This is a genomic window from Embleya sp. NPDC050154, from assembly GCF_044460165.1.
Lineage (GTDB): Bacteria > Actinomycetota > Actinomycetes > Streptomycetales > Streptomycetaceae > Embleya.
In genome coordinates, this window is sequence record NZ_JBITJP010000011.1 from 326,437 (window position 1) to 350,927 (window position 24,491).

Annotated in this window: 17 protein-coding genes; 7 read left to right on the forward strand and 10 right to left on the reverse strand. The window is 70.4% G+C overall.

The features are described from left to right. Position 1: 1 nt before the first annotated feature. The 7 genes from ACIBSV_RS24660 to ACIBSV_RS24690 form a co-directional block, all read right to left on the reverse strand. Positions 2–1,336 (reverse strand): ABC transporter permease, encoded by a 1,335-nt coding sequence (locus ACIBSV_RS24660; protein ID WP_395866468.1) that lies wholly within the window; start codon positions 1,334–1,336, stop codon positions 2–4. Further along, positions 1,333–2,949 (reverse strand): ABC transporter ATP-binding protein, encoded by a 1,617-nt coding sequence (locus ACIBSV_RS24665; protein ID WP_395866470.1) that lies wholly within the window; start codon positions 2,947–2,949, stop codon positions 1,333–1,335. The genes ACIBSV_RS24660 and ACIBSV_RS24665 overlap by 4 nt, the downstream gene beginning before the upstream one ends. Before the next feature lie 128 nt (positions 2,950–3,077). Beyond that, a complete protein-coding gene (locus ACIBSV_RS24670) occupies positions 3,078–4,187 on the reverse strand; it encodes a BMP family protein (RefSeq protein WP_395866472.1) in 1,110 nt (369 codons plus the stop codon). A gap of 399 nt (positions 4,188–4,586) precedes the next feature. Further along, positions 4,587–5,795 carry an amidohydrolase gene (locus ACIBSV_RS24675; RefSeq protein WP_395866474.1) on the reverse strand — a complete coding sequence of 403 codons (1,209 nt, stop codon included), beginning with the start codon at positions 5,793–5,795 and terminating at the stop codon, positions 4,587–4,589. Positions 5,796–5,979: 184 nt separating this feature from the next. Next, positions 5,980–6,978, reverse strand: a complete 999-nt coding sequence (meaB, locus tag ACIBSV_RS24680) for a methylmalonyl Co-A mutase-associated GTPase MeaB (protein ID WP_395866476.1) — start codon at positions 6,976–6,978, stop codon at positions 5,980–5,982. After that, on the reverse strand, positions 6,978–9,194 hold the full coding sequence (gene scpA / locus ACIBSV_RS24685; RefSeq protein WP_395866478.1) for a methylmalonyl-CoA mutase: 2,217 nt from the start codon (positions 9,192–9,194) through the stop codon (positions 6,978–6,980). Before scpA ends, meaB begins: the two co-directional genes overlap by 1 nt. Then, entirely contained in the window at positions 9,191–11,098 is a 1,908-nt protein-coding gene (locus ACIBSV_RS24690) for a methylmalonyl-CoA mutase subunit beta (RefSeq protein ID WP_395866480.1), read from the reverse strand. Before ACIBSV_RS24690 ends, scpA begins: the two co-directional genes overlap by 4 nt. A gap of 393 nt (positions 11,099–11,491) precedes the next feature. Here ACIBSV_RS24690 and sdhC point away from each other — a divergent pair, with 393 nt between their 5' ends. From sdhC to ACIBSV_RS24710, 4 genes are read left to right on the forward strand one after another with little or no spacing between them, the layout of a single operon-like run. After that, a complete protein-coding gene (gene sdhC, locus ACIBSV_RS24695; RefSeq protein ID WP_360307991.1) occupies positions 11,492–11,872 on the forward strand; it encodes a succinate dehydrogenase, cytochrome b556 subunit in 381 nt (126 codons plus the stop codon). 1 nt (position 11,873) lies between these two features. Next, positions 11,874–12,320: a succinate dehydrogenase hydrophobic membrane anchor subunit gene (locus ACIBSV_RS24700; RefSeq protein WP_395866482.1), complete on the forward strand. Its 447-nt coding sequence runs from the start codon at positions 11,874–11,876 to the stop codon at positions 12,318–12,320. Positions 12,321–12,348: 28 nt separating this feature from the next. Beyond that, positions 12,349–14,106: a succinate dehydrogenase flavoprotein subunit gene (gene sdhA / locus ACIBSV_RS24705; RefSeq protein ID WP_395866484.1), complete on the forward strand. Its 1,758-nt coding sequence runs from the start codon at positions 12,349–12,351 to the stop codon at positions 14,104–14,106. After that, positions 14,103–14,885 carry a succinate dehydrogenase iron-sulfur subunit gene (locus ACIBSV_RS24710; protein WP_395866534.1) on the forward strand — a complete coding sequence of 261 codons (783 nt, stop codon included), beginning with the start codon at positions 14,103–14,105 and terminating at the stop codon, positions 14,883–14,885. Before sdhA ends, ACIBSV_RS24710 begins: the two co-directional genes overlap by 4 nt. A gap of 54 nt (positions 14,886–14,939) precedes the next feature. On the opposite strand, the gene ACIBSV_RS24715 is transcribed toward ACIBSV_RS24710, so the two are convergent. From ACIBSV_RS24715 to mfd, 3 genes are all read right to left on the reverse strand, one after another. After that, a complete protein-coding gene (locus ACIBSV_RS24715; protein ID WP_395866486.1) occupies positions 14,940–15,992 on the reverse strand; it encodes a MazG family protein in 1,053 nt (350 codons plus the stop codon). Positions 15,993–16,013: 21 nt separating this feature from the next. After that, positions 16,014–16,733 (reverse strand): SurA N-terminal domain-containing protein, encoded by a 720-nt coding sequence (locus ACIBSV_RS24720; RefSeq protein ID WP_395866488.1) that lies wholly within the window; start codon positions 16,731–16,733, stop codon positions 16,014–16,016. A 218-nt stretch (positions 16,734–16,951) separates the two neighbouring features. After that, entirely contained in the window at positions 16,952–20,509 is a 3,558-nt protein-coding gene (mfd, locus tag ACIBSV_RS24725; protein WP_395866490.1) for a transcription-repair coupling factor, read from the reverse strand. A 264-nt stretch (positions 20,510–20,773) separates the two neighbouring features. Between mfd and ACIBSV_RS24730 the strand changes: the two genes are divergently transcribed. From ACIBSV_RS24730 to ACIBSV_RS24740, 3 genes are all read left to right on the forward strand, one after another. Further along, positions 20,774–22,240 (forward strand): aldehyde dehydrogenase family protein, encoded by a 1,467-nt coding sequence (locus tag ACIBSV_RS24730; RefSeq protein ID WP_395866492.1) that lies wholly within the window; start codon positions 20,774–20,776, stop codon positions 22,238–22,240. 172 nt (positions 22,241–22,412) lie between these two features. Further along, entirely contained in the window at positions 22,413–23,042 is a 630-nt protein-coding gene (locus tag ACIBSV_RS24735) for a hypothetical protein (RefSeq protein ID WP_395866494.1), read from the forward strand. 56 nt (positions 23,043–23,098) lie between these two features. Beyond that, positions 23,099–24,355, forward strand: a complete 1,257-nt coding sequence (locus ACIBSV_RS24740) for a nucleotide sugar dehydrogenase (RefSeq protein WP_395866496.1) — start codon at positions 23,099–23,101, stop codon at positions 24,353–24,355. Positions 24,356–24,491: the final 136 nt, after the last annotated feature.

Consider the following 24,491-nt stretch of genomic DNA (forward strand, 5'->3'; position numbering starts at 1 on the left):
CTCATGCCTGGACCCCCACGGTCTCCTTGGCGGCCAACGGCCCGCCCTCGGCACCCTTGCGGGCCCCGCGCAGCCGGAAGATCGAGCGCACCAGCGGCGGCGCGGCGACGAACAGCACGATCACGGCCTGGATGACGATGACGATGTCGACGGACACGTTCGCGGACGCCTGCATGGTCGAGCCGCCCGCGCGCAGCGCGCCGAACAGCAGTGCGGCCAGCACGGTGCCCAGCGGCTTGGTACGGCCGAGCAGGGCCACGGTGATCGCGTCGAAGCCGATACCGGCGTCGATGCTCGGGGTCAGCGTGTGCGCCGGGTTGGTCGAGCTCATCACCTGCGAGACACCGGCGAGACCGGCCATCGCACCGGCTATCACCATCGCCAGGATCTGCGCGCGGGCCACGCTCATGCCCGCCGTACGCGCCGCGTCCGGGTTGGAGCCCACCGCGCGCAGCTCGAACCCGAGCGTGGAGCGGTTCAGCAGCCACCAGTAGACCCCGGCCGCGAGCAGCGCCAGGATGATGCCGAAGTGGATCCGCAGGTTGTCGCCGAACAGGTTCGGCAGCACCGCGTTCTCGTTCGCGTCCTTGCCGATCGGCTGCGACTGACCGCCCCGGCGGAAGGCGTCGGTGGTCAGCAGCCAGCCGAGCAGCAGCACCGCGATGTGGTTGAGCATGATCGTCACGATCACCTCGTGCGCGCCGTAGCGGGCCTTGAGGAAACCGGCGATGCCCGCGTACAGGCCGCCGCCGATCACGCCGGCGAGGATCACGAAGACCAGGTGGATCACCGGCGGCAGGTCGACGACGAACCCGACCCACGACGCGAACACCGCGCCGGCGATGATCTGGCCCTGCGCACCGATGTTGAACAACCCGGTCCGGAAGGCGATCGAGACCGCGAGACCGCCGAAGATCAGCGGCGTGGCCTGGGTGATCGTCTCGGAGATCGGCCGGAAGATTTCCTCGACCGAACCGTCGGAGAAGGTGTCCGGGTTGACGATCGCACCCTTGAACATCGCCGTGTAGGCGTCCGAGACCAGGGTCCAGGAGCTGGAGAGCGCCTCGCCGGGGGCGGCGAAGAAGTACTTGTACTCGTCGAGCACGTCCTGGTCCGCGAGGATCATCAGGATGCCGCCGACGACCAGCGCGAGCACGATCGCCAGGAAGGTCACCACGGCCGAGTTGCCGGTGATGATCGCGTCGAGCACAGCCCGACCGAGCGAGGGCTTCGGCGGCGCCGACGGGCTCGCCCCGCCCGGCCCGGCCGTCTTCTCGTTCAGGGCCGGCTTCGCCTCGCTCGGCTCGCCGGGCGTGCTCTTGTTGTCCTCGGTCACGCTGGGTCCTCCTCCCCCGGGGTTTCGTCGCTGTCGATGGCGGTCTCGGCCGCGTCCGGCTTCGTGGTCGCCGCGGTGGCGCCGGCCGGTGCACTCGCCTGGGCCCCGTCCCGGTTCGGGATCACGCCGGCCATCAGCAGACCCAGGTCGCCCCGGGACGTGGTGGGCGGCACGATGTCCACGATCCGACCGCGATACATCACCGCGATCCGGTCGGCCAGCGCGACCACCTCGTCCAACTCGGTGGACACGATGATCACCGGGGTGCCGACGTCGCGCTCGGCCACGATCCGCTTGTGGATGAACTCCATCGCCCCCACGTCCACCCCTCGGGTGGGCTGCGAGGCGATGAACAGCCGCAGTGGGCGAGAGAGTTCGCGCGCCACGACGACCTTTTGCTGATTGCCGCCGGACAGCGTGCCGGCCGGCGAGTCGATGGTCTGGGTGCGGATGTCGAACTCCTCGACCCGCTTGCGCGCGTTGTCGCGCACCGCGCCCGGGTTGATCGATCCGCGGCGACCGAACGGCGGCTGGGTGACCATGTCCAACACCAGGTTCTCGGCCACCGTGAATTCGCCGACGATGCCGTCGTGCTGACGGTCCTCGGGCACGAAGCCGACGCCGGAGTTGAGGATCTGCCGCGGGGTGCGGCCCGCGAGGTCGTGTCCGTCCAGGCTGATCTTCCCGGCGGCGGGCGTACGCAGGCCCAGGATGGCCTGGGTCAACTCGCTCTGGCCGTTGCCGTCCACGCCCGCGATGCCCAGGATCTCGCCCTCGCGCAGGCGCAGGTCGACCCGGTCCACCACGGCCTGGCCGTTGCCGTCGAGCACGGTCAGGTCGTCGATCTCCAGCCGAACCGCGCCCGGCTTCGCCTCGGGCTTGTCGACCACCAGCTTGACCGGCCGGCCGACCATCAGCGACGCGAGTTCCTTCTCCGAGGAGGCGGGGTCCGCGGTGCCGACGACCTTGCCGCGCCGGATCACGGTGATCCGGTCGGCGACCGCCTTGACCTCTTTGAGCTTGTGCGTGATGAACACGATGGAGTGGCCGGAGGCACGCAGCGCGCGCATCACCCGGAACAGTTCCTCGGTCTCCTGCGGGGTGAGCACCGCGGTGGGCTCGTCCAGGATGAGCACCTTGGCGTCGCGCACCAGCGCCTTGAGGATCTCCACCCGCTGTTGCAGACCGACGGGGAGGTCCTCGACCAACATGTCCGGGTCGACCTTGAGGCCGTACTCGTCGACGAGGTCGAGCACCTTCTTGCGGGCCCGACGGCGGTCCAGCCAGCCCAGCGGCTTGGTCTCCTCGTGGCCGAGCATGACGTTCTCGGCGACGGTGAAGACCGGGACCAGCATGAAGTGTTGGTGGACCATGCCGATGCCCGCGTCGATCGCGTCGCCGGCGGTCCGGAACTTGCGGGGGGTGCCGTCGACCACGATCTCGCCCTCGGTGGGCTCGTAGAGCCCGTAGAGCACGTTCATCAGGGTCGACTTGCCGGCACCGTTCTCACCGAGAAGGCAGTGGATCTCCCCCGGCTCGACGGTCAGGTCGATGTGGTCGTTGGCGACCAGCGACCCGAACCGTTTCGTGATTCCGCGCAGTTCGAGCTTCAACGCGGAGACCTCCTCGGCTACGCCCCCCGCGAGGGGCCGCTACGGGTTCGACCCGGGTCCCCTCGGGGCCCGGGCGGTACGGACACGGGCGCCGCGGAATCTGCTTCCGCGGCGCCCGATCGTCGAAGTCAGCTCTTCGGCTGGTTCTTCGAGGTGATCTTGATCTTGCCGCTGATGATGTCGGCCTTGACCGTGTCCAGCTCGCTCTTGAGGTCGGCGGGGACCTTCGCGTCGAAGTCGTGGAACGGCGCCAGGCCGACCCCGTTGTTCGCCAGCGTGCCGATCGTGGACTTGGTGGTGAACTGGTTCGTCGCCGCGGCCTTGACCGCGTTGAACACCTGGCCCTTGATGTCCTTGGTCACGGTCGACAGGAACACCGTCTTGTACTGCGAGGCGCTCTCGTAGCCATCCGTGTCGACCCAGATGACGCTCGCCTTGCCGTTGCTCTTCTGCACGGCGGAGGTGGCACCGAGGCCGGTCTGACCGGCGACCGGCATGATCACGTCGGCGCCCTGGGCGATGAAGTCGTTGGCGGTGCGCTCACCGTCGGAGGGCGAGTCGAACTTCTCCGTGAGCGAACCGTCGCCCTTGACCTCGTCCCAACCGATGACCTGGACGTTCTTGCCCTTGGTCTGGTTGTAGTACTTGACGCCCTGGACGTAGCCGTCCATGAACACGGTGACCGGCGGGATCGCCTTCGCGCCGAAGGTGGCGACCTTGCCGGTCTTGGAGTAGCCCGCGGCGAGGTAGCCGCCGAGGAAGCCGGCCTCGGCCGTGTTGAACTGCAGACCCTGCACGTTCGGCTCGATGCTGGACGAGTCGACGATCGCGAACTTCTGGTCCTTGTGCGTCGTCGCAGCGGCCTTGGTCGCATCGGCCATCAGGCCGCCGACCGCGATGATCAGGCCGCACTTGTCGTTCACGAGGCTGTTCAGGTTCGGCACGTAGTCGTTCTCGGTCTTCGAGGTGATGTACTTCACGTCGACGCCGAGCTCCGACTTGGCCTGCTGCAGACCCGCCCACGAGGAGGCGTTGAAGGAGCGGTCGTCGATGCCGCCGGTGTCCGTCACCATGCATGCCTTGAAGTCGATCTTGGTCGCTTGCGTACCACCCGGGGTGGCACTGCTGCCATTCGACTTCTTGTCGTCGTCCTTGGGCTTGCTACCGCACGCGGCGGTGGCAGTAAGGGCGAGAGTGACGCCGACCGCAGCCGCGGTCACCTTGGATACCCGGCGCACGGGTGTCTCCTTCCGATGAGCGCCCCTTCGGGCGCTGCTCCCAGATGCAGACTCTGACGCGCTTGCATCCCTGGTAAACGCGCGTAGACCTGCTAGCCGTCGGAGAGCATACCTAGTAAAAGAATATGAGCGACAAAAACCGTGAATCGCCACCGCAACACGCCCCGTTAGCCCGGCCGAGTAGCCGGAGCGGAAACGGGTCGGCGCGGAACCGGGCAGTCCGCGACGTGACAGACGGAAAAGACCCGGTGCCGCACGTGATCGAACGGCACCGGGTCGGAACATTACAGACTTACGAACGCGGGAGGAACGGGGACCGGGGTCGCGGCGGTTAACAGTTCCGCATACGTCCCTTCTCGGCGCACCCGCCCGCGCGGCGCGCACCGGGTCCGGTCGGGGTCAACGAAAGGGCCGCAACGCCAGCCCGGCGAAGAGTCGCACCCCGACCCCGATCGCCCGCTCGTCGACGTCGAAACTCCCCTGGTGCAGGTCGTATACGGGGTGCCCGGCGGGTCGCACGCCGAGCCGGGTGAGCTCGCCGGGGACCTGGTCCAGGAACCACGAGAAGTCCTCGCCGCCCAGGCTCTGCTCGGTGCTCTCGACCGCGCTCGCGCCCAGCACCCCGGTGGCGACCGTGCGCATCGAGGCGACCGCGTCGGGGTCGTTGACCACCGGCGGCACGCCCCGGTGGTGTTCGAGCTCCCACTTGGCGCCGTAGGTCGAGGCGATCGCGTCCACCAGCTCGTGCATCACGTCCGGAGCCTGCCGCCACGCCTCCAGGTCGAGGCAGCGCAGGGTGCCCTCCAGCTCGCCGTGCTGCGGGATCACGTTCGGCGCGGAGCCGGACTGGATCCGCCCCCACACCAGGCTCGCGCCCGAGCGCGGGTCGATCCGCCGGGAGAACGCCGAGGGCAGCTCCGAGGCGAGCTTGGCCAGCGCGGTGACCAGGTCGGTGGTGCGATGCGGACGGGCGGTGTGGCCGCCCGCGCCGGTGAGGGTGACCACCACCCGGTCGCAGGCCGAGGTGATCGCGCCCGCGCGCAGCCCGACCCGGCCGACCTCGACCTTGGGGTCGCAGTGGATGGCGTGGATCTCGGAGACACCCGCGAGGCCGCCCGCCTTGATCACGTCGAGCGCGCCGCCCGGCAGCTTCTCCTCGGCGGGCTGGAAGATCAGCCGCACCGGTCGGGGCAACAGCCCGTCCCGGGCGAACTCCGCGAGCACCAGGCCCGTGCCGAGCAGGATCGAGGTGTGCACGTCGTGGCCGCACGCGTGCGCGCGGCCGGGCACCGTCGAGCGGTAGGCCACGTCCTTGACGTCGTCCACCGGCAGCGCGTCGATGTCGCCGCGGAAGGCGATCATCCGCTCACTCGCGGTCCGGGTGCCGGGCGAGGCCCGCTGGGGTCTGATGTCGCACACCAGGCCCGTGCCGGGCAATAGCCGCGGGCTCAGGCCCGCGCGTACCAGCCGTTCCCGGATGAGCCCGGTGGTACGGAACTCCTCCCGACCCAGCTCCGGATGCATGTGCAGGTCGCGTCGAAAGGCGACCAGCTCGTCGGCGAAAGCCGCGGCTTTGGCGGCGGCCTGGGCGTGGAGGGATTCGCTCACCCACGCAAGAGTACGTTGCATCGGCCTTCGCGACGTGGTAGAGAGCGAATTACCCCCGTTCGGGTGAGAAAAAAGCCTCCCGCCGGCGCATGCGCTACCGCCGGTAGGGGTATGACTGTCCGTCCGTTTCGTCATTGGCGGGCTTCTGCCCACTCGGCCGCGTATCAACCAAGCGCCCCATTGATCAGGACTGCCCTTGCCGCCCATGGAACGCGTCCAGGATGCGAGACGCGGCAAGCGTCGCGGTGAGATGGCCGTCGCGGACGTCGCGTTCGAGGTCGGGCACGATAGCCCGAACCGAGGGGTGCCCGCGCAGCTCGGCGAGCAGCGAGTCGTGCACCGTCGCCCAGGTCCAGTCGACCTGTTGCCGGCGGCGCAATTCGGCCAATTCGCCGGTTTCCTCCAGCGTGCGCCGATGTTTGAGGATGGTCTCCCAGACCTCGTCCAGACCCTCCCCGGACAGGCCGGAACAGGTCAGCACCGGCGTGGTCCACGACTCCCCCGCGCGCCGCATCAGCCGCAGCGCGCCCGCCAGTTCGCGGGCCGCGCGGCGGGCGGCGAGCGCGTACTCGCCGTCCGCCTTGTTCACCGCGACCACGTCGGCCAGTTCCAGCACGCCCTTCTTGATGCCCTGGAGCTGGTCGCCGGTGCGCGCGAGGGTCAGGAACAGGAAGCAGTCGACCATGTTCGCCACGGTGGTCTCGGACTGGCCCACGCCGACCGTCTCCACCAGCACCACGTCGTGGCCCGCCGCCTCCATCAGCACGATCGACTCGCGGGTGGCCCGCGCGACGCCGCCCAGGGTGCCGGCGGTCGGCGAGGGGCGCACGAACGCGTTGTCGTCCACCGCGAGTCGGCCCATCCGGGTCTTGTCACCCAGGATGCTGCCGCCGTGCCGCGAGGAGGACGGGTCCACCGCGAGCACCGCGACCCGATGCCCCTCGCCGGTCAGCCGGGTGCCCAGCGTCTCGATGAAGGTGGACTTGCCCACCCCCGGCACGCCGGTGATGCCCACCCGGTGGGCACCGCCGGCGTGCGGCAACAACTTGACCAGCAACTCCTGCGCGAGGTCGCGGTGGTCGGCCCGGGTGGACTCGACCAGCGTGACCGCCCGGGCCAGGATCGTCCGGTTGCCCGCGAGCACGCCCTCGGCGTACGCGCCGACGTCGATCACGCGTGCCATCAGTCGACCGGCAGCTCGTGGTCCAACTGCCTGTACAGGCCCCTGAGCAGGTCCACCGCGGCGTCCGCGATCACCGTGCCGGGCGGGAAGACCGCCGTGGCGCCCATGTCCAGCAGCGGCTGTACGTCGGCGGGCGGGATCACCCCGCCGACCACGACCATGATCTCCTCGGCGTCCAGCGCGGCGAGTTCCTGACGCAGCGCCGGCACCAGGGTGAGGTGACCGGCCGCGAGCGAGGACACACCGACCACGTGCACGTCCGCCTCGACCGCCTGTCGGGCCACCTCGCCCGGCGTCTGGAACAGCGCGCCCACGTCCACGTCGAAGCCGAGGTCGGCGAACGCGGTGGCGATCACCTTCTGGCCCCGGTCGTGCCCGTCCTGGCCCATCTTGGCGACCAGTATGCGCGGGCGGCGGCCCTCCAACTCCTCGAACCGGGCGACCAGCGAGCGGGCCGTCTCGACGTTCGGCGACATGCCCACCTCTTCCCGGTACACCCCGGTCAGCGTGCGGATCTGCGCCTGGTGGCGCCCGTAGGCCGACTCCAGCGCGTCGGAGATCTCGCCGACGGTGGCCTTGGCCCGCGCGGCGTCCACCGCGAGCGCGAGCAGGTTGTGTTCGAGGTCGCGCGGCCGGGTGCCCTCGACGTCGGCCTGCGCCGCGCCGGACAGCGCGGCCAGCGCGCGGCGCACCGCGTCCTCGTCGCGCTCCTCGCGCAACCTGCGCAACTTGTCCAACTGGCCCTCGCGGACCGCCTTGTTGTCGATCTTGAGCACGTCGATCGCCTCGTCGCTGGCGACCAGGTACTTGTTCACGCCGATCACCGACTGCCGGCCCGAGTCGATCCGGGCCTGGGTGCGCGCCGCCGCCTCCTCGATCCGCAGCTTGGGCAGGCCCTCGGCGATCGCCGACGCCATGCCGCCCGCCCGCTCGGCCTCGGCGATGTGCTCGCGGGCGCGGACCGCCAGGTCGTGGGTGAGCCGCTCGATGTAGGCCGAGCCGCCCCACGGGTCGATCACGTCGCACGTGCCCGACTCCTGCTGGAGCAACAACTGGGTGTTGCGCGCGATCCGGGCGGAGAAGTCGGTCGGCAGCGCGAGCGCCTCGTCGAGCGCGTTGGTGTGCAGCGACTGGGTGTGCCCCTGGGTCGAGGCCATCGCCTCCAGGCAGGTGCGCACCACGTTGTTGAACACGTCCTGCGCGGTCAGCGACCAGCCCGAGGTCTGCGAGTGCGTGCGCAGCGAAAACGACTTGGGGTTCTTCGCGCCGAACGACTTGACGATGTCGGCCCACAGCAGGCGCGCCGCGCGCAGCTTGGCGACCTCCATGAAGAAGTTCATCCCGATCGCCCAGAAGAACGACAGGCGCGGCGCGAACGCGTCGATGTCCAGGCCCGCCGCGACACCGGCGCGCAGGTACTCGATGCCGTCCGCGAGCGTGTACGCCAACTCCAGGTCGGCGGTGGCCCCGGCCTCCTGGATGTGGTAGCCGGAGATCGAGATCGAGTTGAACTTCGGCATCTTCTGCGATGTGTACGCGAAGATGTCGGAGATGATCGACATCGAGGGCTTGGGCGGATAGATGTAGGTGTTGCGGACCATGAACTCCTTGAGGACGTCGTTCTGGATCGTCCCCGTCAGGTGTTCCGGTGCCACCCCCTGCTCCTCCGCCGCGACGATGTAGAGCGCGAGAACCGGGAGCACCGCGCCGTTCATCGTCATCGACACCGACATCCGGTCCAGCGGGATGCCGTCGAAGAGTTGCCGCATGTCGTAGATCGAGTCGATCGCGACACCCGCCATGCCCACGTCGCCGGTCACCCGCGGGTGGTCCGAGTCGTAGCCGCGGTGGGTGGCCAGGTCGAACGCGATCGACAGGCCCTTCTGGCCCGCCGCCAGGTTGCGCCGGTAGAAGGCGTTGGACTCCTCGGCGGTGGAGAAGCCCGCGTACTGGCGGATCGTCCACGGCTGGTTGACGTACATCGTCGGGTACGGACCGCGCAGGAACGGCGTGATGCCCGGGTAGGTGCCCAGGAAGTCGAGCCCCTCCAGGTCCTCCTCGGTGTACAGCGCCTTGAGCGGGATGCCCTCGGGGGTGTCGTGGGTCAGCGCGTCCGCGTCCTTGCCGGTCTCCTCGCGCACGGCGTCCCGCCACGCGTCGAGGTCACCGGACGCGGGCGCGTCGAGCTCGACCTGGGTGAAGTCGGGAATGCTCATTTCGCCCCCTCCGGGGATTCCGCCAGGGTCTGGTACGTGGCGTGCAGGACCTCGAGCGCGTCGCACCCGGTGTACACGTACCCGTCCGGCTCCGCTCCGTGCGCCTTTTGGCCCGCGATCAGGATCCGGCGGGCGCCGGCCGCGCGCAGCGCCGCGGTCACCGGTGCCGCCAGGGTCGCGTACAGCTTCTCCGAGGAGGCGAGCACGGCGGTCGCCGGGCGGCCGGCCGCCGTCCAGCGCTCGAGGATCTGCTCGACCGCGCCCTCGTCCACCGCGGTGATGCCCGCTTCGACGGCGGCGATGCCACCGGCGGCGAACAGGTTGGTCGCGAAGCCGGCCCGCGCGGTGTACTGCGCGAGCGGGCCCAGGGTGGCCAGGAAGACGCTCGGGCGCTCGCCGGACGCGGCCAGCAGCGCGTCCGAGGCGTCGCGCAGCGACTCGTACGCCTCGGCGTAACGCACCCGGGGCAGCCCGGCGGCGGAGACCGGGACGTCGGGCGCGGGTTCGCGCACGACGGGCGCCTCGGTCAGGTTCGGGAACTCGCTGACGCCGGTGATCGGGTCGGTCCGGTGGGCGATGTCCCGGTCCCGCCGGGTTCGGACCTCGGCCAGGCGCTCGCCGAGCCAGCCCGAGTCGAGCACCGCGACGATCCCGCCGCGTCGTTCGATCTCCTGGAAGAACGCCCAGCCGGTGCGGGCGAGGTCGTCGGTGAGTTGCTCGACGAACCACGAGCCGCCGGCCGGGTCGATCACCTGTGCGAGGTGCGACTCCTCCAGGAGCAGCGCCTGGGTATTGCGGGCGATCCGCCGCGAGAACGGGTCGGACAGGCCGATCGCCGCGTCGAAGGCGCGCACGGTGACCGCGTCCGCGCCGCCGACGCCGGCCGCGAAGGAGGCGACCGTGGTGCGCAGCATGTTGACCCAGGGGTCGCGCCGGGTGGTCATCGCCCACGAGGTGAGCGCGTGTTGGCGCTGCGCGCCGGCCGCCGGGGAGGCACCGGACGCCTGCGCGACCCGGGCCCACAACCGGCGGGCCGCGCGCAGCTTGGCGATGGTCGGGAACTGCTCGGCGGTGGCCGCGAAGCGGAACTCGACCAGGCCCAGGGCGGTGTCCACGTCGAGCCCGGCAGCCGTCAGCGCGCGCAGGTACGCGACACCGGCGGCGGTGGCCGCGCCCAGCTCCTGGCCCTCCGAGCCACCCGCCTCGTGGTACGGCTGCCCGTCCACGGCGATCGCCTGAAGGCCGGGGAACTCGGCGTGCGCGCGGGCCGCCAGGTCCGCGGCGGCCACCAGGTCGGCGCCCGCCCCGGTGCGCGCGTGGTGCGAGATCGGGTCGGCGCCCAGGTTGCCGCGCGGCTCGCCCGGCGCGATGCCGCTCGCGCGGAACACCGCGAGCAACGCGTCGCCGGCCGCGACGAAGTCGGCACCGGTGGCCAGGGCCACCGGTGCCAGGTCGAGCAGCACGCCGTCGAGCGCGCGGGCCAGGTCCGCCGGCGCCAGCGCGCCGTCGCCCACCTGCAGGAAGACGGACGTGACCCCGTTCTCCAGATCGGCGAGCACACTCTCGTTGGCGCGGGCCGGATCGGAGTCGGCGTGCGATTGGCGCACGTCCCAACCGTCGGCGGCGTGTCCGGCCGCGCGCGAGCCCCGGACGAACGGACTCAGCCCGGGCACGCCCGGCCGGGCGGCCGCCTCCGTGTACAGCGGGGACAGCTTGATGCCGTCGTAGGTAGTGGTCGCCAGCAGGTCTTCGGGGTGCTCGGGCGCGTCGTTCTCGCCCAGCACCTTCGATTTGCGGAGCACGCCGGCCACGAGGCGCTGCCATTGTTCCCGCGTGGGCTGCGGGAATTGGCTCGCGAAGGTGGACCCGGTAGACGTGCCGCCATCGACAGTAGCCTCCGTCATGGGTCGCATCGTATGGACCGACGGGGCCGATGAATACGCACTGCCGATGTGATGCCGGCCCTACCCGCCGGTCACATCTTCGACCTGCGGCGCAGCGCTTGCCTCGATCTTTCGTCCGCACCCGTGCGGCTTCACCCGTACGGGTGCTGACGGGGCGTCAGCGAATCGTGACCCTCGACGTCCGGGTCACCCGGATGGTTCCACTCCGTCATGCGGAATGGATCACATCGCGCGCCCTGGCACAAGAGGCTCCCTCATCGGTGGCTACCATGGCCGGGGCCGGGCGACCGATACCCGGCCGGGCCGACCGACAACCAGAGGGTCCGACACGGAATGCGGACACCCTCCCAGCCGGCCGCGTCCCCCTTGTACCGCACCCGGAGGGTAGTTTCCGTGCCGGCTGGAACGCTCTACCGCGGCCGGGAAGGCATGTGGTCATGGGTGGCTCATCGAGTCACCGGCGTCCTCATCTTCTTCTTCCTGTTCGCGCACGTCCTCGACACCGCACTCGTTCGCGTATCGCCCGAGGCGTACGACGAGACGATCGAGATCTACAAGAACCCGTTCGTCAACCTGCTCGAGTACGGGCTCGTCGCGGCCATCCTGTTCCACGCACTCAATGGTCTGCGGATCATCGCGGTGGACTTCTGGGAGAAGGGCCCGCGCTACCAGAAGCAGATGCTCTGGACTGTCGTCGGCGTCTGGGTCGTGCTGATGGCCGGGAGTGCCTACCCGATCCTGCAGCACTCGATCAAGACCATCTTCGGGAGCTGAAGTGTCCGCCACCATCGAAAACGCGCCCAAGATCCACGGCGGCGGTCCGTCGATCGAGTCTCCGCGCAGCAAGCGCTCACCGCGTTCGACCAAGACCAACTTCGAGCTCTACGGCTGGCTGTTCATGCGGCTGTCGGGCGTCCTCCTGGTCGTCCTGGTCATCGGCCACCTGATCATTCAGCTCGTCCTGGACGGCGGTGTGTCCAAGATCGGCTTCGCGTTCGTCGCGGGCCGCTGGTCCTCGCCGTTCTGGCAGTCGTGGGACCTCATCATGCTGTGGCTCGCCGAGCTGCACGGTGTCAACGGTCTGCGCACGATCATCAACGACTACGCGGAGCGGGACCAGACCCGGTTCTGGCTCAAGGCGCTGCTCTACACGTCCGCGCTGATCGTGCTTTTCCTGGGGACCTTGGTGATCTTCACCTTCGACCCGAACATCGGCAGCTGACCAGTACCCCGAGGACTGAACGAGCATCATGCAGACCCACAAGTACGACACCGTCATCGTCGGCGCGGGCGGCGCCGGCATGCGCGCGGCCCTGGAGTCGAGCAAGCGCAGCCGTACCGCCGTACTGACCAAGCTGTACCCGACGCGTTCGCACACCGGCGCCGCGCAGGGCGGCATGTGCGCCGCCCTCGCGAACGTCGAGGAGGACAACTGGGAGTGGCACACGTTCGACACGGTCAAGGGTGGTGACTACCTCACCGACCAGGACGCCGCGGAGATCATGTGCAAGGAGGCGATCGACGCCGTCCTGGACCTGGAGAAGATGGGCCTCCCCTTCTCCCGGACCCCCGAGGGCCGGATCGACCAGCGCCGCTTCGGCGGCCACACCCGCGACCACGGCAAGGCGGCCGTGCGCCGCTCGTGCTACGCGGCGGACCGCACCGGCCACATGATCCTGCAGACGCTGTTCCAGAACTGCGTCAAGCAGAACGTCGAGTTCTACAACGAGTTCTACGTGCTCGACCTGCTGCTGGCCGAGGACGAGGCGGGCAACAAGACCACCTCGGGCGTGGTGGCGTACGAGCTGGCCACCGGCGAGATCCACGTCTTCCAGGCCAAGTCGGTGATCTTCGCGACCGGCGGCTTCGGCAAGGTCTTCAAGACCACCTCGAACGCGCACACCCTCACCGGTGACGGCATGGGCATCGCCTGGCGCCGCGGGCTGCCGCTGGAGGACATGGAGTTCTACCAGTTCCACCCGACCGGCCTCGCGGGCCTGGGCATCCTGCTCACCGAGGGCGCGCGCGGCGAGGGCGGCATTCTGCGCAACGCGGACGGCGAGCGCTTCATGGAGCGCTACGCGCCCACCATCAAGGACCTCGCGCCGCGTGACATCGTCGCGCGCTCGATGGTCCTGGAGGTGCTCGAAGGCCGCGGCGCGGGTCCGAACAAGGACTACGTCTACCTCGACCTGACCCACCTGCCGGCGGAGCAGATCGAGGAGAAGCTGCCCGACATCACCGAGTTCGCGCGCACCTACCTGGGCGTCGAGCCGACCACCGAGCTGGTCCCGGTGTACCCCACCGCGCACTACGCGATGGGCGGCATCCCGACCAACGTCGAGGCCGAGGTGCTCTCGGACAACACCACGGTGGTGCCCGGCCTGTACGCGGCCGGCGAGGTCGCCTGCGTATCGGTGCACGGCTCCAACCGTCTGGGCACCAACTCGCTGCTCGACATCAACGTGTTCGGTCGGCGCGCCGGCATCGCCGCCGCCGAATACGCCACGACGCACGACTTCGTCGAGCTGCCGGAGGCCCCCGAGGCCACGGTCGTCGAGCTGATCGAGCGGCTGCGGGACAGCGCGGGCACCGAGCGGGTCGGCGCGATCCGCGCCGAGATGCAGGAGACGATGGACGCCAACGCCGGCGTCTACCGCACCGAGGAGACGCTCAAGCAGGCGCTCGCGGACATCAAGAGCCTGCAGAAGCGCTACCTGGACGTCTCCATCCAGGACAAGGGCAAGCGGTACAACACCGACCTGCTCGAGGCGATCGAGCTGGGCTTCCTGCTCGACCTCGCCGAGGTCCTGGTGGTCGGCGCGCAGAACCGCAAGGAGTCCCGCGGCGGGCACGCGCGCGAGGACTTCCAGGCGCGCGACGACGAGAACTACATGAAGCACACGATGGCGTACCGCGAGGTCGACGCGAAGGGCGAGCACTCGATCCGCCTGGGCTACAAGCCGGTCGTGGTCACCCGCTACCAGCCGATGGAGCGTAAGTACTGATGACTGCCGTAGTGGAAGAGACCGCGCCCGGCAAGGGGCACGGAGCCACGGCCGCCGAGCGTGACCACACCCTGATCACGATCACGCTGCGGATCCGCCGGTTCAACCCGGAGACCGACGCGGAGCCGTACTGGCAGGACTTCAGGGTCGAGGCCGACCCGACCGAGCGCATCCTGACCGCGATGATGAAGATCAAGGCGGAGCAGGACGGATCGCTGACCTTCCGGCGCTCGTGCGCGCACGGCATCTGCGGCTCGGACGCGATGCGGATCAACGGTCGCAACCGGCTGGCCTGCAAGACCCTGGTCAAGGACTTGGACATGTCCAAGCCGATCACGGTCGAGGCGATCAAGGGCCTGAAGCTGGAGAAGGACCTCGTCGTCGACATGGACCCGTTCATGCAGGCGTACAAGGACGTGATGCCGTTCCTGATCACGTCGGGCAACGAGCCGACGCGCGAGCGTCTGCAAAGCCCGGAGGATCGCGAGCGTTTCGACGACACCACCAAGTGCATCCTGTGCGCGGCGTGCACCACGTCGTGCCCGGTGTTCTGGAGCGACGGGCAGTACTTCGGCCCGGCCGCGATCGTCAACGCGCACCGGTTCATCTTCGACTCGCGGGACGAGGGCGCCGAGGAGCGCCTGGAGATCCTCAACGAGAAGGAGGGCGTGTGGCGCTGCCGTACGACCTTCAACTGCACCGAGGCGTGCCCGCGTGGCATCGAGGTCACCAAGGCGATCCAGGAAGTGAAGCGTGCGCTGATCTTCCGCCGCGTGTGATCGATTGACGCGAGGAGGGCCCGGAACCGATCGGTTCCGGGCCCTCGTGCGTTTCTAGCCGCGCTCGACCGCGCGGACCCGGTCGCCGTGGCGCAGGGTCGCGGCGCGCAGTGCGGTCTCGGCGTCGACGCCGTGGCGGGCCGCGAGTTCGGTGACGGCCAGGAGGAGGTCGCCGATCGCCTCGGGGCCGGTGTAGTCGTCGTCCTCGAAGGCCGTCGGCAGCGTGGGTGTGGGCACGGTCAGACCCGATTTGCGGGTGCGGGACAGGAACTTCGCCGCCAGCGCCAGCGCCGGCTGGCTCAGCGCCACCCCGTCCAGTGCCGAGTCCCGGTCGCTCTTCTCCGCCGCCTTGAGCGCGTCCCAGTTGGCCTCGACCGCCTCCGGCGTATCCGCCTCGACGTCCGCGAACACGTGTGGGTGACGGCTGATCAGCTTGTCCACGATGGCGCCGGCCACGTCGTCGATCGAGAACGGGTCGGCCTCGTCCTCCTCGGCCACCCGGGCGTGGAAGAACACCTGCATCAGCACGTCGCCGAGTTCCTCGCGCAGGTGCTCGCGGTCCCCCGAGTCGATCGCGTCGACCAGCTCGTAGGTCTCCTCGACCAGATACCGCGCGAGCGACTCGTGGGTCTGCTTCGCGTCCCACGGGCAACCGCCGGGCGAGCGCAGCCGGTCCATCACCGCGACCAGGTCGAGCAGTCGCGCGCCCGGCAGGTCCCACGCGCCGGGCAACAGCTCGATCTCCGGGATCGGCTCGGTGTCCTCACCGCCCGCCGCGACCTGCGCGAGCGCGGCGCCCAGGCCCGGATCGTCGTCGGTGGCCGCGAGCCACACCACCAGGCCGGTCCGGGCCCGCTCCAGCAGCCGGCGCGCGAGCACCCGCGAGCCCGCGTCCGGGTCGAGGATCTCGACCTCGACCCCCGCCTCGCGCAGATATGGAAGCTGCGGGTGGTCGGCGTCGGCGGACAACACGCGGCCGGTCGGCGTGTCGGTGGCCTCGCGCAGCGTGTGCCACGCGGGCCAGCTCAACAGACCGGGTGCGACCCGGTGGGTCCCGGCGAGCAGGACGAGACGGGCGGGCGGCGCGGAAGCAGGCGAGTCACTCACCCGGCCAGCCTACGGTCCGGGTCAGGCGCCGCCCCCCGCGCCGGGCACGACCTCGGTGAGGCCGGCCCCGGCGGGCTGGGTGCCCGGGGCGAGCCACGAGTACGCCGCGGCGGCCGTGGTCAGCTTCGCCGAGTCCCAGATGCCGTACCTGGGGTTGACCGTGATCTTCATCGAGCTCGCCACGTCGCTCAGGTACGCCTCGAGCCGCTCCTGGGCATCGGCCGAGCCGAGCTGGATCCCGCGTGCCTTGGCGATCTCCGGCTTGAGCGCCTCGGTGCGGACGAAGTCGTCCACCTCGCCGGGCAGCACACCGGTCTGCAACAGCCGGACCTGCAGCGCCTCCGGGCTGGGGAAGCGCGCCTCCAGTGTGCGCCGGGCCGCGAGCACCTGGGTCGCGTTCAGCGTGATGTGGTTGCGCCGGGCCGCCTCGTCGACCACCCGTCGCGAGATGAGCTGCACCAACTCGGCCTGATTGGCCTCCAGTTGGGCGCTCGTGCCGGCCAGCGACAGGTTGTTCCGGGAGAACGCCTGCTCCAGCTTGTCGACCTTGGCGTTCAGGGTGGAGATCTCGATCCGGTCCCCGCCGACCACGGCGGCGGCGCCGGCCTTGGACTCCGAGCAGCCGGTGAGCGCGAAACCGGTGACGAGCACCAGGCCCAGCGCGGCCACCCGGGCCCGGGCCGCGGACCGGCGCCGGCGGTGCGCGGAATCGACAGGGACGGAACGCGACGTGCGACTCACACGAACTCCCGGGGCTCGATGGCGCTGTACGGCGGTGCGACTGTCGGCCACGGCAGGCGTGCGACCCATGACCAACGATCAAAGATACGGGTGGGCACGCTCGAAGTCCGCACTTTGGCCAAGATCATCCGGGCCGGGTCGGCGGACCGGCGACGTCTCGGGCCGGCGGGCCGCACCGGGTCCCGGGCCGGCGGGTCGCGCCGGCCCGGGATTCCTGGTCACTTCTTCGCCGCGCCGATCGGCTCCAGCAGGATCGCGTCCACCAGGTCTCGCGCCCACGCCAGCAGCGCGACGTCGCGCAGTGGTTGACCACCGATCCGCGCGGTCATCGGCTTGGGCACCAGGATCTGGTGGGTCGCCGTCTTGACCAGGGTCTTCGGGTAGAGCCGCTGGAGTCGCAACTGCTGCGACTCGCGCAGGTCGACCGGCCCGAACCGGACGAAGTTGCCCTGGAGGGTGACATCGGCGACGCCCGCGCCGCGCACGTGCGCACGGAACCGGGCCACCTCCAACAGGTTCTCCACCGGCTGCGGCAACGGCCCGTAACGGTCCACCAGTTCGGCCCGCACCGCGTCGATGTCCGCCTCGCAGGTGATCGCCGCGATCCGCCGATACGCCTCCAGCCGCAGTCGCTCGCCGGGCACGTAGTCGTGCGGGACGTGCGCGTCGATGGGCAGCTCGACCCGGATCTCCGGGGTCTCCTCCACGCCCTCGCCGCCCGCCGCGAGCTCCTTGTACTGGTTGACCGCCTCGCCCACCATGCGCACGTACAGGTCGAAGCCCACGCCCGCGATGTGCCCGGACTGCTCGCCGCCGAGCAGGTTGCCCGCGCCGCGGATCTCCAGGTCCTTCATCGCCACGAACATGCCCGCGCCCATCTCGGTGTGCTGGGCGATGGTGGCGAGCCGCTCGTGCGCGGTCTCGGTCAGCGGCTTCTCCGGCGGGTACAGGAAGTACGCGTACGCGCGCTCGCGGCCTCGGCCGACCCGGCCGCGGAGCTGGTGGAGCTGGGACAGGCCGAAGTTGTCGGCCCGCTCCACGATCAGCGTGTTCGCGTTGGAGATGTCGATGCCGGACTCGACGATCGTGGTGCACACCAGGACGTCGAACTCCTTCTCCCAGAAGTCGACGACCACCTGTTCGAGCGCGTTCTCGTGCATCTGGCCGTGCGCGATGGCCACCCGGGCCTCGGGCACCATCTCGCGGATCTTCGCGGCCGTGCGGTCGATCGACTCGACCCGGTTGTGGATGTAGAAGACCTGGCCCTCGCGCAGCAGCTCGCGCCGAATCGCGGCACCGATCTGCTTCTCCTCGTACGGACCGACGAAGGTGAGCACCGGGTGCCGCTCCTCGGGCGGCGTGGTGATCGTGGACATCTCGCGGATGCCGGTGACCGCCATCTCCAGGGTGCGCGGGATCGGCGTCGCGGACATGGTCAGCACATCCACGTTCGCGCGCAGCTTCTTCAGCTGCTCCTTGTGCTCCACGCCGAAGCGCTGCTCCTCGTCGACGATCACCAGGCCCAGGTCCTTGAACTTCGTCTCGGACGAGAACAGCCGGTGGGTGCCGATCACGATGTCGATCGAGCCCTCGCGCAGGCCCTCCAGGGCGGCCTTGGCCTCGGTCTCGGTCTGGAACCGCGACAACGACCTGACCACGACCGGGAACTGCGCGTAGCGCTCGGAGAAGGTGGAGAAGTGCTGCTGGACGAGCAGCGTGGTGGGCACGAGTACTGCCACCTGCTTGCCGTCCTGGACCGCCTTGAACGCCGCGCGCACGGCGATCTCGGTCTTGCCGTAGCCGACGTCGCCGCAGATCAGCCGGTCCATCGGGATCGGCTTCTCCATGTCGCCCTTGACCTCCTCGATCGAGGAGAGCTGGTCGGGCGTCTCGATGTAGGGGAAGGCGTCCTCCAGCTCGCGCTGCCACGGGGTGTCCGGGCCGAACGCGTGTCCGGGTGCGGCCATCCGGGCCGAGTAGAGCTTGATCAGGTCGCCCGCGATCTCCTTGATCGCCTTCTTCGCCTTGGCCTTGGTCTTGGCCCAGTCGGCACCGCCGAGCCGGTGCAGCGACGGGCTCTCGCCGCCGACGTACTTGGTCACCTGCTCGAGCTGGTCGGTGGGCACGAACAGCCGGTCGCCGGGTTGGCCGCGCTTGGCCGGCGCGTACTCCAGGACCAGGTACTCGCGCTGCGCGCCCTGCACGGTGCGCTGGACCATCTCGACGTAGCGCCCCACGCCGTGCGACTCGTGCACCACGAAGTCACCCGCCCGCAGTTGCAGCGGGTCGACCATGTTGCGCCGTCGACTGGGGAGCCGGCGCATGTCCTTGGTGGAGGTGCGCTGGCCGGAGACGTCCTCCTCGGTGAGCACCAGCGTGCGCAGCGGCTCGGAGCTGAAGCCGTGGCCGATGCAGCCCGTGGTCACGTGCACGATGCCGGTGTCGGGCACCTGGGCCAGGTCGCCGTCCAGGCGGGCGGCCACGCCCTCGCCGGACAACGTCTCGACGAAGCGCGCGGCCGGGCCGTGGCCCTCGGTGACCAGCACCACGCGCCAGTCCTCGGCGAGCCGGCCCTTGATCTCGGCCAGCACCCGCTGCGCGTCGCCCCGATAGGCCTCGACCTCGACCGCGCCGATCTCGGTGCCCGCGTCGTCGGCGTCCGCGCTGAACGGGCTCAGCGACCACCACGGCACGCCGATCTCGCGGGCGTGCTCGCGCACGTCCGCCAGGCTCCACAGCGACGCCGCGCCCAGGTCGATCGGGCTCTCCCCGCCGCCCGCCGCGGCGGCCCAGGAGGCGTCCAGGAACTCGCGACTGGTGGCCACCAGGTCCGCCGAACGGGTGCGCACCCGCTCCGGGTCGCAGACCAGCACATGGCTCCCGGCCGGCAGCACGTCCAGGAGCAGCTCCATGTCGTCCACCAGGGCGGGCGCGAGCGACTCCATACCCTCGACCGCGATGCCCTCGGCGATCCGCCCGAGCATCTCGACCAGACCCGGGTGCTCCTCGAGCAACTCGCGGGCCCGCTCGCGGACCTCGTCGGTGAGCAGCAACTCGCGACACGGCGGTGCCCACAGACCGTGTTCGGCGGTCTCCAGGGAGCGCTGGTCGGCGACCTTGAACCAGCGGATCTCCTCCACCTGGTCGCCCCAGAACTCGACCCGGAGCGGATGCTCCTCGGTCGGCGGGAAGACGTCCAGGATGCCGCCGCGCACCGCGAACTCGCCGCGCTTCTCCACCAGGTCGACCCGGGAGTAGGCGGCGGCCGCGAGCTGCTCGACGACGGTGTCCAGGGCGATGTCCAGGCCGGCGGTCAGGGCCACCGGCTCCAGCTCGCCCAGCCCCTTGACCTGGGGCTGGAGCACGCTGCGAATCGGCGCGACGACGACCTTGAGGGCTCCGGTGCCGGAGTCGGCGAGGCCGCCCGAGGACGGGTGCGCGAGTCTGCGCAGCACCGCGAGGCGGCGCCCGACGGTGTCCGAGCGCGGGGAGAGCCGCTCGTGCGGCAGTGTCTCCCACGAGGGGTACTCCACGACGGAGTCCTCGGGCAGCAGCGACCCGAGGGCCGCCACCAGGTCCTCGCACTCGCGGGTGGTGGCGGTGACCGCGAGCACGGGCCGATCCGCGCGGGCCGCGATGGCGGCCACCACGAACGGGCGCAGTGCCGGTGGTCCGACGAGGTCGAGGGCGGTACCGCGGCCCTCGGACGCGGCCCGCACCGCCTCGGCGACGGCGGGGTCCTGGACGACGATGTCTAGCAGACCGGTCAGGCTCATGGGCCGGTTGGATCCTCCGCAACGCGAACGGCCCCGACCTTGGAAAAGGACCGGGGTTCCCCGACAACCCTACGCCCGAAGGGGTCCGTGTGGCCCGCGATGACAATGCGTGACTGTGACCAGCACCGCCTACCCCACCCTCTTGGCAATGCGACTGTTAGGGGGTCCAATGGCCTGCGAACAGGAATCTGACGGGTTGTCGGATTTTCGACGGCGCGTCGGGAGTCCGGGGCAGCGGCTGGACCAGGGGAGACGACGGACACGATGAGCAGCGCGCAGCAGAAGCTCTACATCGGCGGCGAATGGGTCGAGCCGGAGCGTGGTCACTACGAAGTGATCAACCCGGCGACCGAGGAGGTCGTGGGCCTGGCGCCCGAGGCGTCGGTGGAGCAGGCGAACGCGGCCGCGGCGGCGGCGGCCGAGGCGTTCGACACCTGGTCGAGGACCACTCCCGAGGAGCGCGCCGGCATCCTGGACCGGGCCGCGGACCTGTTCCTGAAGATGGGCGCCGAGGTGGTCCCGCTCGCCTCCGCCGAGACCGGCGCCACGCTCGCGGTCGCGGGCATGATGCAGTTGGGCACCACGTACTCGCGCTTCAAGCGCTACGCCAAGGGCGCGCTGGAGCCGACCGAGTTCGCGCTCAACCCGCAGCCGACCCCGGAGACCGCGTTGAGCCGCGCGGGCATCTTCGGCGCGCAGGAGATCCGCCAGCCGGTCGGTGTGGTCACCTGCATCACGTCGTACAACAACCCGCTCGCGAACACCGCGGGCAAGGTCGCGCCCGCGCTGGCGATGGGCAACACGGTCGTGGTCAAGCCCGCGCCGCAGGACCCGCTGGCGGTGTACCGGATGGCCGAGGCACTGGCCGAGGCCGGGCTGCCCGCCGGCGTGCTGAACATCATCACCGGCTCGGGCGTGGACGTCTCCGAGGCGGCGGTGGCCTCCCCGCACGTGGACATGATCAGCTTCACCGGTTCGACGCTGATCGGCTCGCGGATCGCCGAGGTCGCCGGTCGCACGTTCAAGCGTCAGCTCATGGAGCTCGGCGGCAAGGGCGCGTGCGTCGTGCTCGACGACGCGGACCTGGACGCGGCCGTGCACGGCATCGGCACCGTGTGGAGCTTCTACGCGGGCCAGATCTGCACCGCGCCGACCCGGGTGATCGCCCAGCGCGGCATCTACGACCGGCTGGTGGAGCGGCTCGCGGAGCACGCGCGCGGTCTGAAGGTCGGCAGCCCGCTGGACCCGGCGACCCAGGTCACCCCGGTCATCTCGGCGGTGCAGCGCGGCCGGGTGGAGGCGTTGATCGCCAAGGGCCGCGAGGAGGGCGCCCGCCTGGTGGTCGGCGGCGAGCGGCCGGACTTCGAGAAGGGCTTCTACGTCGCGCCCACGCTGTTCGCGGACGCGACCAACGAGATGACCATCGCGCGCGAGGAGTTCTTCGGCCCGGTGGTCACGGTGATCCCGTTCGACGGGGACGAGGAGGAGGCGATCCGGATCGCCAACGACTCGGACTACGGTCTGCTCTCCTACGTGTTCTCCGGCGACAGCACGCGCGCCTATCGCATCGCCCGCCGGCTGCGCTCGGGCGGTGTCGGTGTGAACACCGTCGGGCGCAACATGGAGGCCGCCTTCGGCGGCTTCAAGCAGTCCGGTGTCGGCCGCGACGGCGGCTCGTACGGACTGGCCGCCTACAGCGAGATCCAGAGCATCGTCTGGCCCAGTGCCTGACCGCTCGCGATGACCGCGAACGGCCCCGGGATCCTTCCCCGGGGCCGTTCGCATGTTCGCGTCCGGGCCGTCCCGGGTTCGCCGGTTTCCCGCGTGGGGGTCGGGTTATGGCCATAACCTGAGCTCGGCCCGGGGCGCTCGGTCGCGGGCTCGTCAGGGGGGATCGCGCACGATGTCACCACCGCAACGTCTGGTCCGGGCCTGGTCGGTGCGCGCGGGAGCCGCGCGCACGCAGGTGGAAGCCGGGGCGCGGGCGCGGCGATGGCTGTGGTTCCGCGAGGCGTTCCCGGACATCGAGCGGTTGCGGGTGGTGGACCTGGGCGGCTCGGCCGAGTTCTGGTGGCACGCCCCTGTCCGGCCGGCGCACGTGCGCGTGGTCGACGCCGCGGACAAGTCCGCCGAGCTCGCCTCGTGGTTGGTCCGCGAAGCGGCCGATCCGCTGGAGTGGTCCGGGAGTTGCGACCTGGTGGTATGCGACGGGCTGCTGGATCGGTTGGCCGTGCCGACCGCGCGGGCCCGACTGGCCGACGTCGTGCACGCGAGCGCGGAGCGCTATTGGCTGCGCGCCGCCGCCCGGGAGCACCCGCTGGATCCGCAGACCTCGCTGCCGGCGCTGCATCTGATGCCGGACCGGGTGCGCTCGCGGGTCGTCGGTTCGGCGCCCGCGGTTTTCCCGGCCCGGCGGGGCGAGTTGCTCTCGCGCTTTCCCGGGGCGGTGGTGCGCGGCGAACGCGTGGCCGGGCTCGTGTCGTCCTGGGTGGTGGCCAAGCCGCGTGCCGATCACGTGCCGGGCCGCACCTGACGTTGCGTCACCAGCCGCTCGGGGGTGGGCGGTTGCGCGAGGAGGGGGATTCTCGGATGCGTGTTGTCATCGCCGGTCAGGGGTACGTGGGGCTGCCGCTGGCGGTTCGGGCCGCACAGGTGGGCCACGAGGTGGTCGGCTACGACGTCGACGAGGGGCGGGTCAAGCGACTGGCTGCGGGCGAGTCGTACGTCGAGGACATCCCGTCCGCGCACGTGCGGGCGATCCTGGACGCGGGCAGCTATCGGGCCACCGCCGAGCCGCGCGACCTGGGCGGCTACGACATCGCGGTGATCACCGTGCCCACGCCGCTGCGCGAGGGCGTCCCGGACCTGAGCTACATCGAGGAGTGCGCGCGCACACTGGCCCGCTACCTGCGTCCCGGCGCCTGCGTGGTGCTCGAGTCGACCACCTACCCGGGCACCACCGAGGAGTTGGTCGGCCCGATCCTGGAGGAGGGCTCCGGCCTGACCGCGGGCCGGGACTTCCACCTGGGCTACAGCCCGGAGCGGATCGACCCGGGCAACCCGACCTGGAACCTGGTGAACACCCCGAAGGTGGTCTCCGGGGTGGACGCCGCCTCGCTCGCGGTCGTGGAGGACTTCTACGGGTCGCTGATCGACCGTGTCGTGCCGGTCTCCTCGCCCAAGGAGGCCGAATTGGTCAAGCTGATCGAGAACACCTTCCGGCACGTGAACATCGCGCTCGTCAACGAGGTCGCGATGTTCGCCCACGATCTGGGCATCGACGTGTGGGAGGCGATCGACGCCTGCTCGACCAAGCCGTTCGGGTTCCTGCGCTTCACCCCGGGGCCGGGCGTCGGCGGGCACTGCCTGCCGATCGACCCGTCGTACCTGTCCTGGCGGGTGCAGCGCGCGCTCGGTCAGAGCTTTCGCTTCGTGGAGTTGGCCAACGACGTCAACAACCACATGCCGGACTATGTGATCCGCCGGCTCACCGCCGCGTTCAACACCCGGCGCCGGTCGGTCAACGGCTCGCGGGTGCTGCTGGTGGGACTCGCGTACAAGAAGAACACCGGCGACGCCCGGGAGTCGCCGTCCGCGCACGTGGCCCGGCTGTTGCTGAGCCTGGGCGCGGAGGTCACCGCCGCCGACCCGCACGTGGATCTCGCCCAGGTCGTGGACGCCCGTTTGCGGCGGGTGGAGTTGACCGCGGAGACGGTGGCCGCCGCGGACGCGGTCGTCCTGCTCGTCGATCACGACGACGTCGACCTGGATCTGCTGCGTGCCGCCGACTATGTGCTCGACTGTCGTCGGGTGCTCGGCGCGGGGCCCAACATCGAGGTGTTGTAGGGCCGTTCCGGCCGGGGGGGGGGGGGGGGGGGGGTTGCCCCCCCCCCCCCCCCCCCCCCCCGGGCCCCCCCGGGCCCGCCCCCCCCCCCCCGGGGGGCCCCCCCCCCCCCCCACACACACACACAAAAAGGCTTTT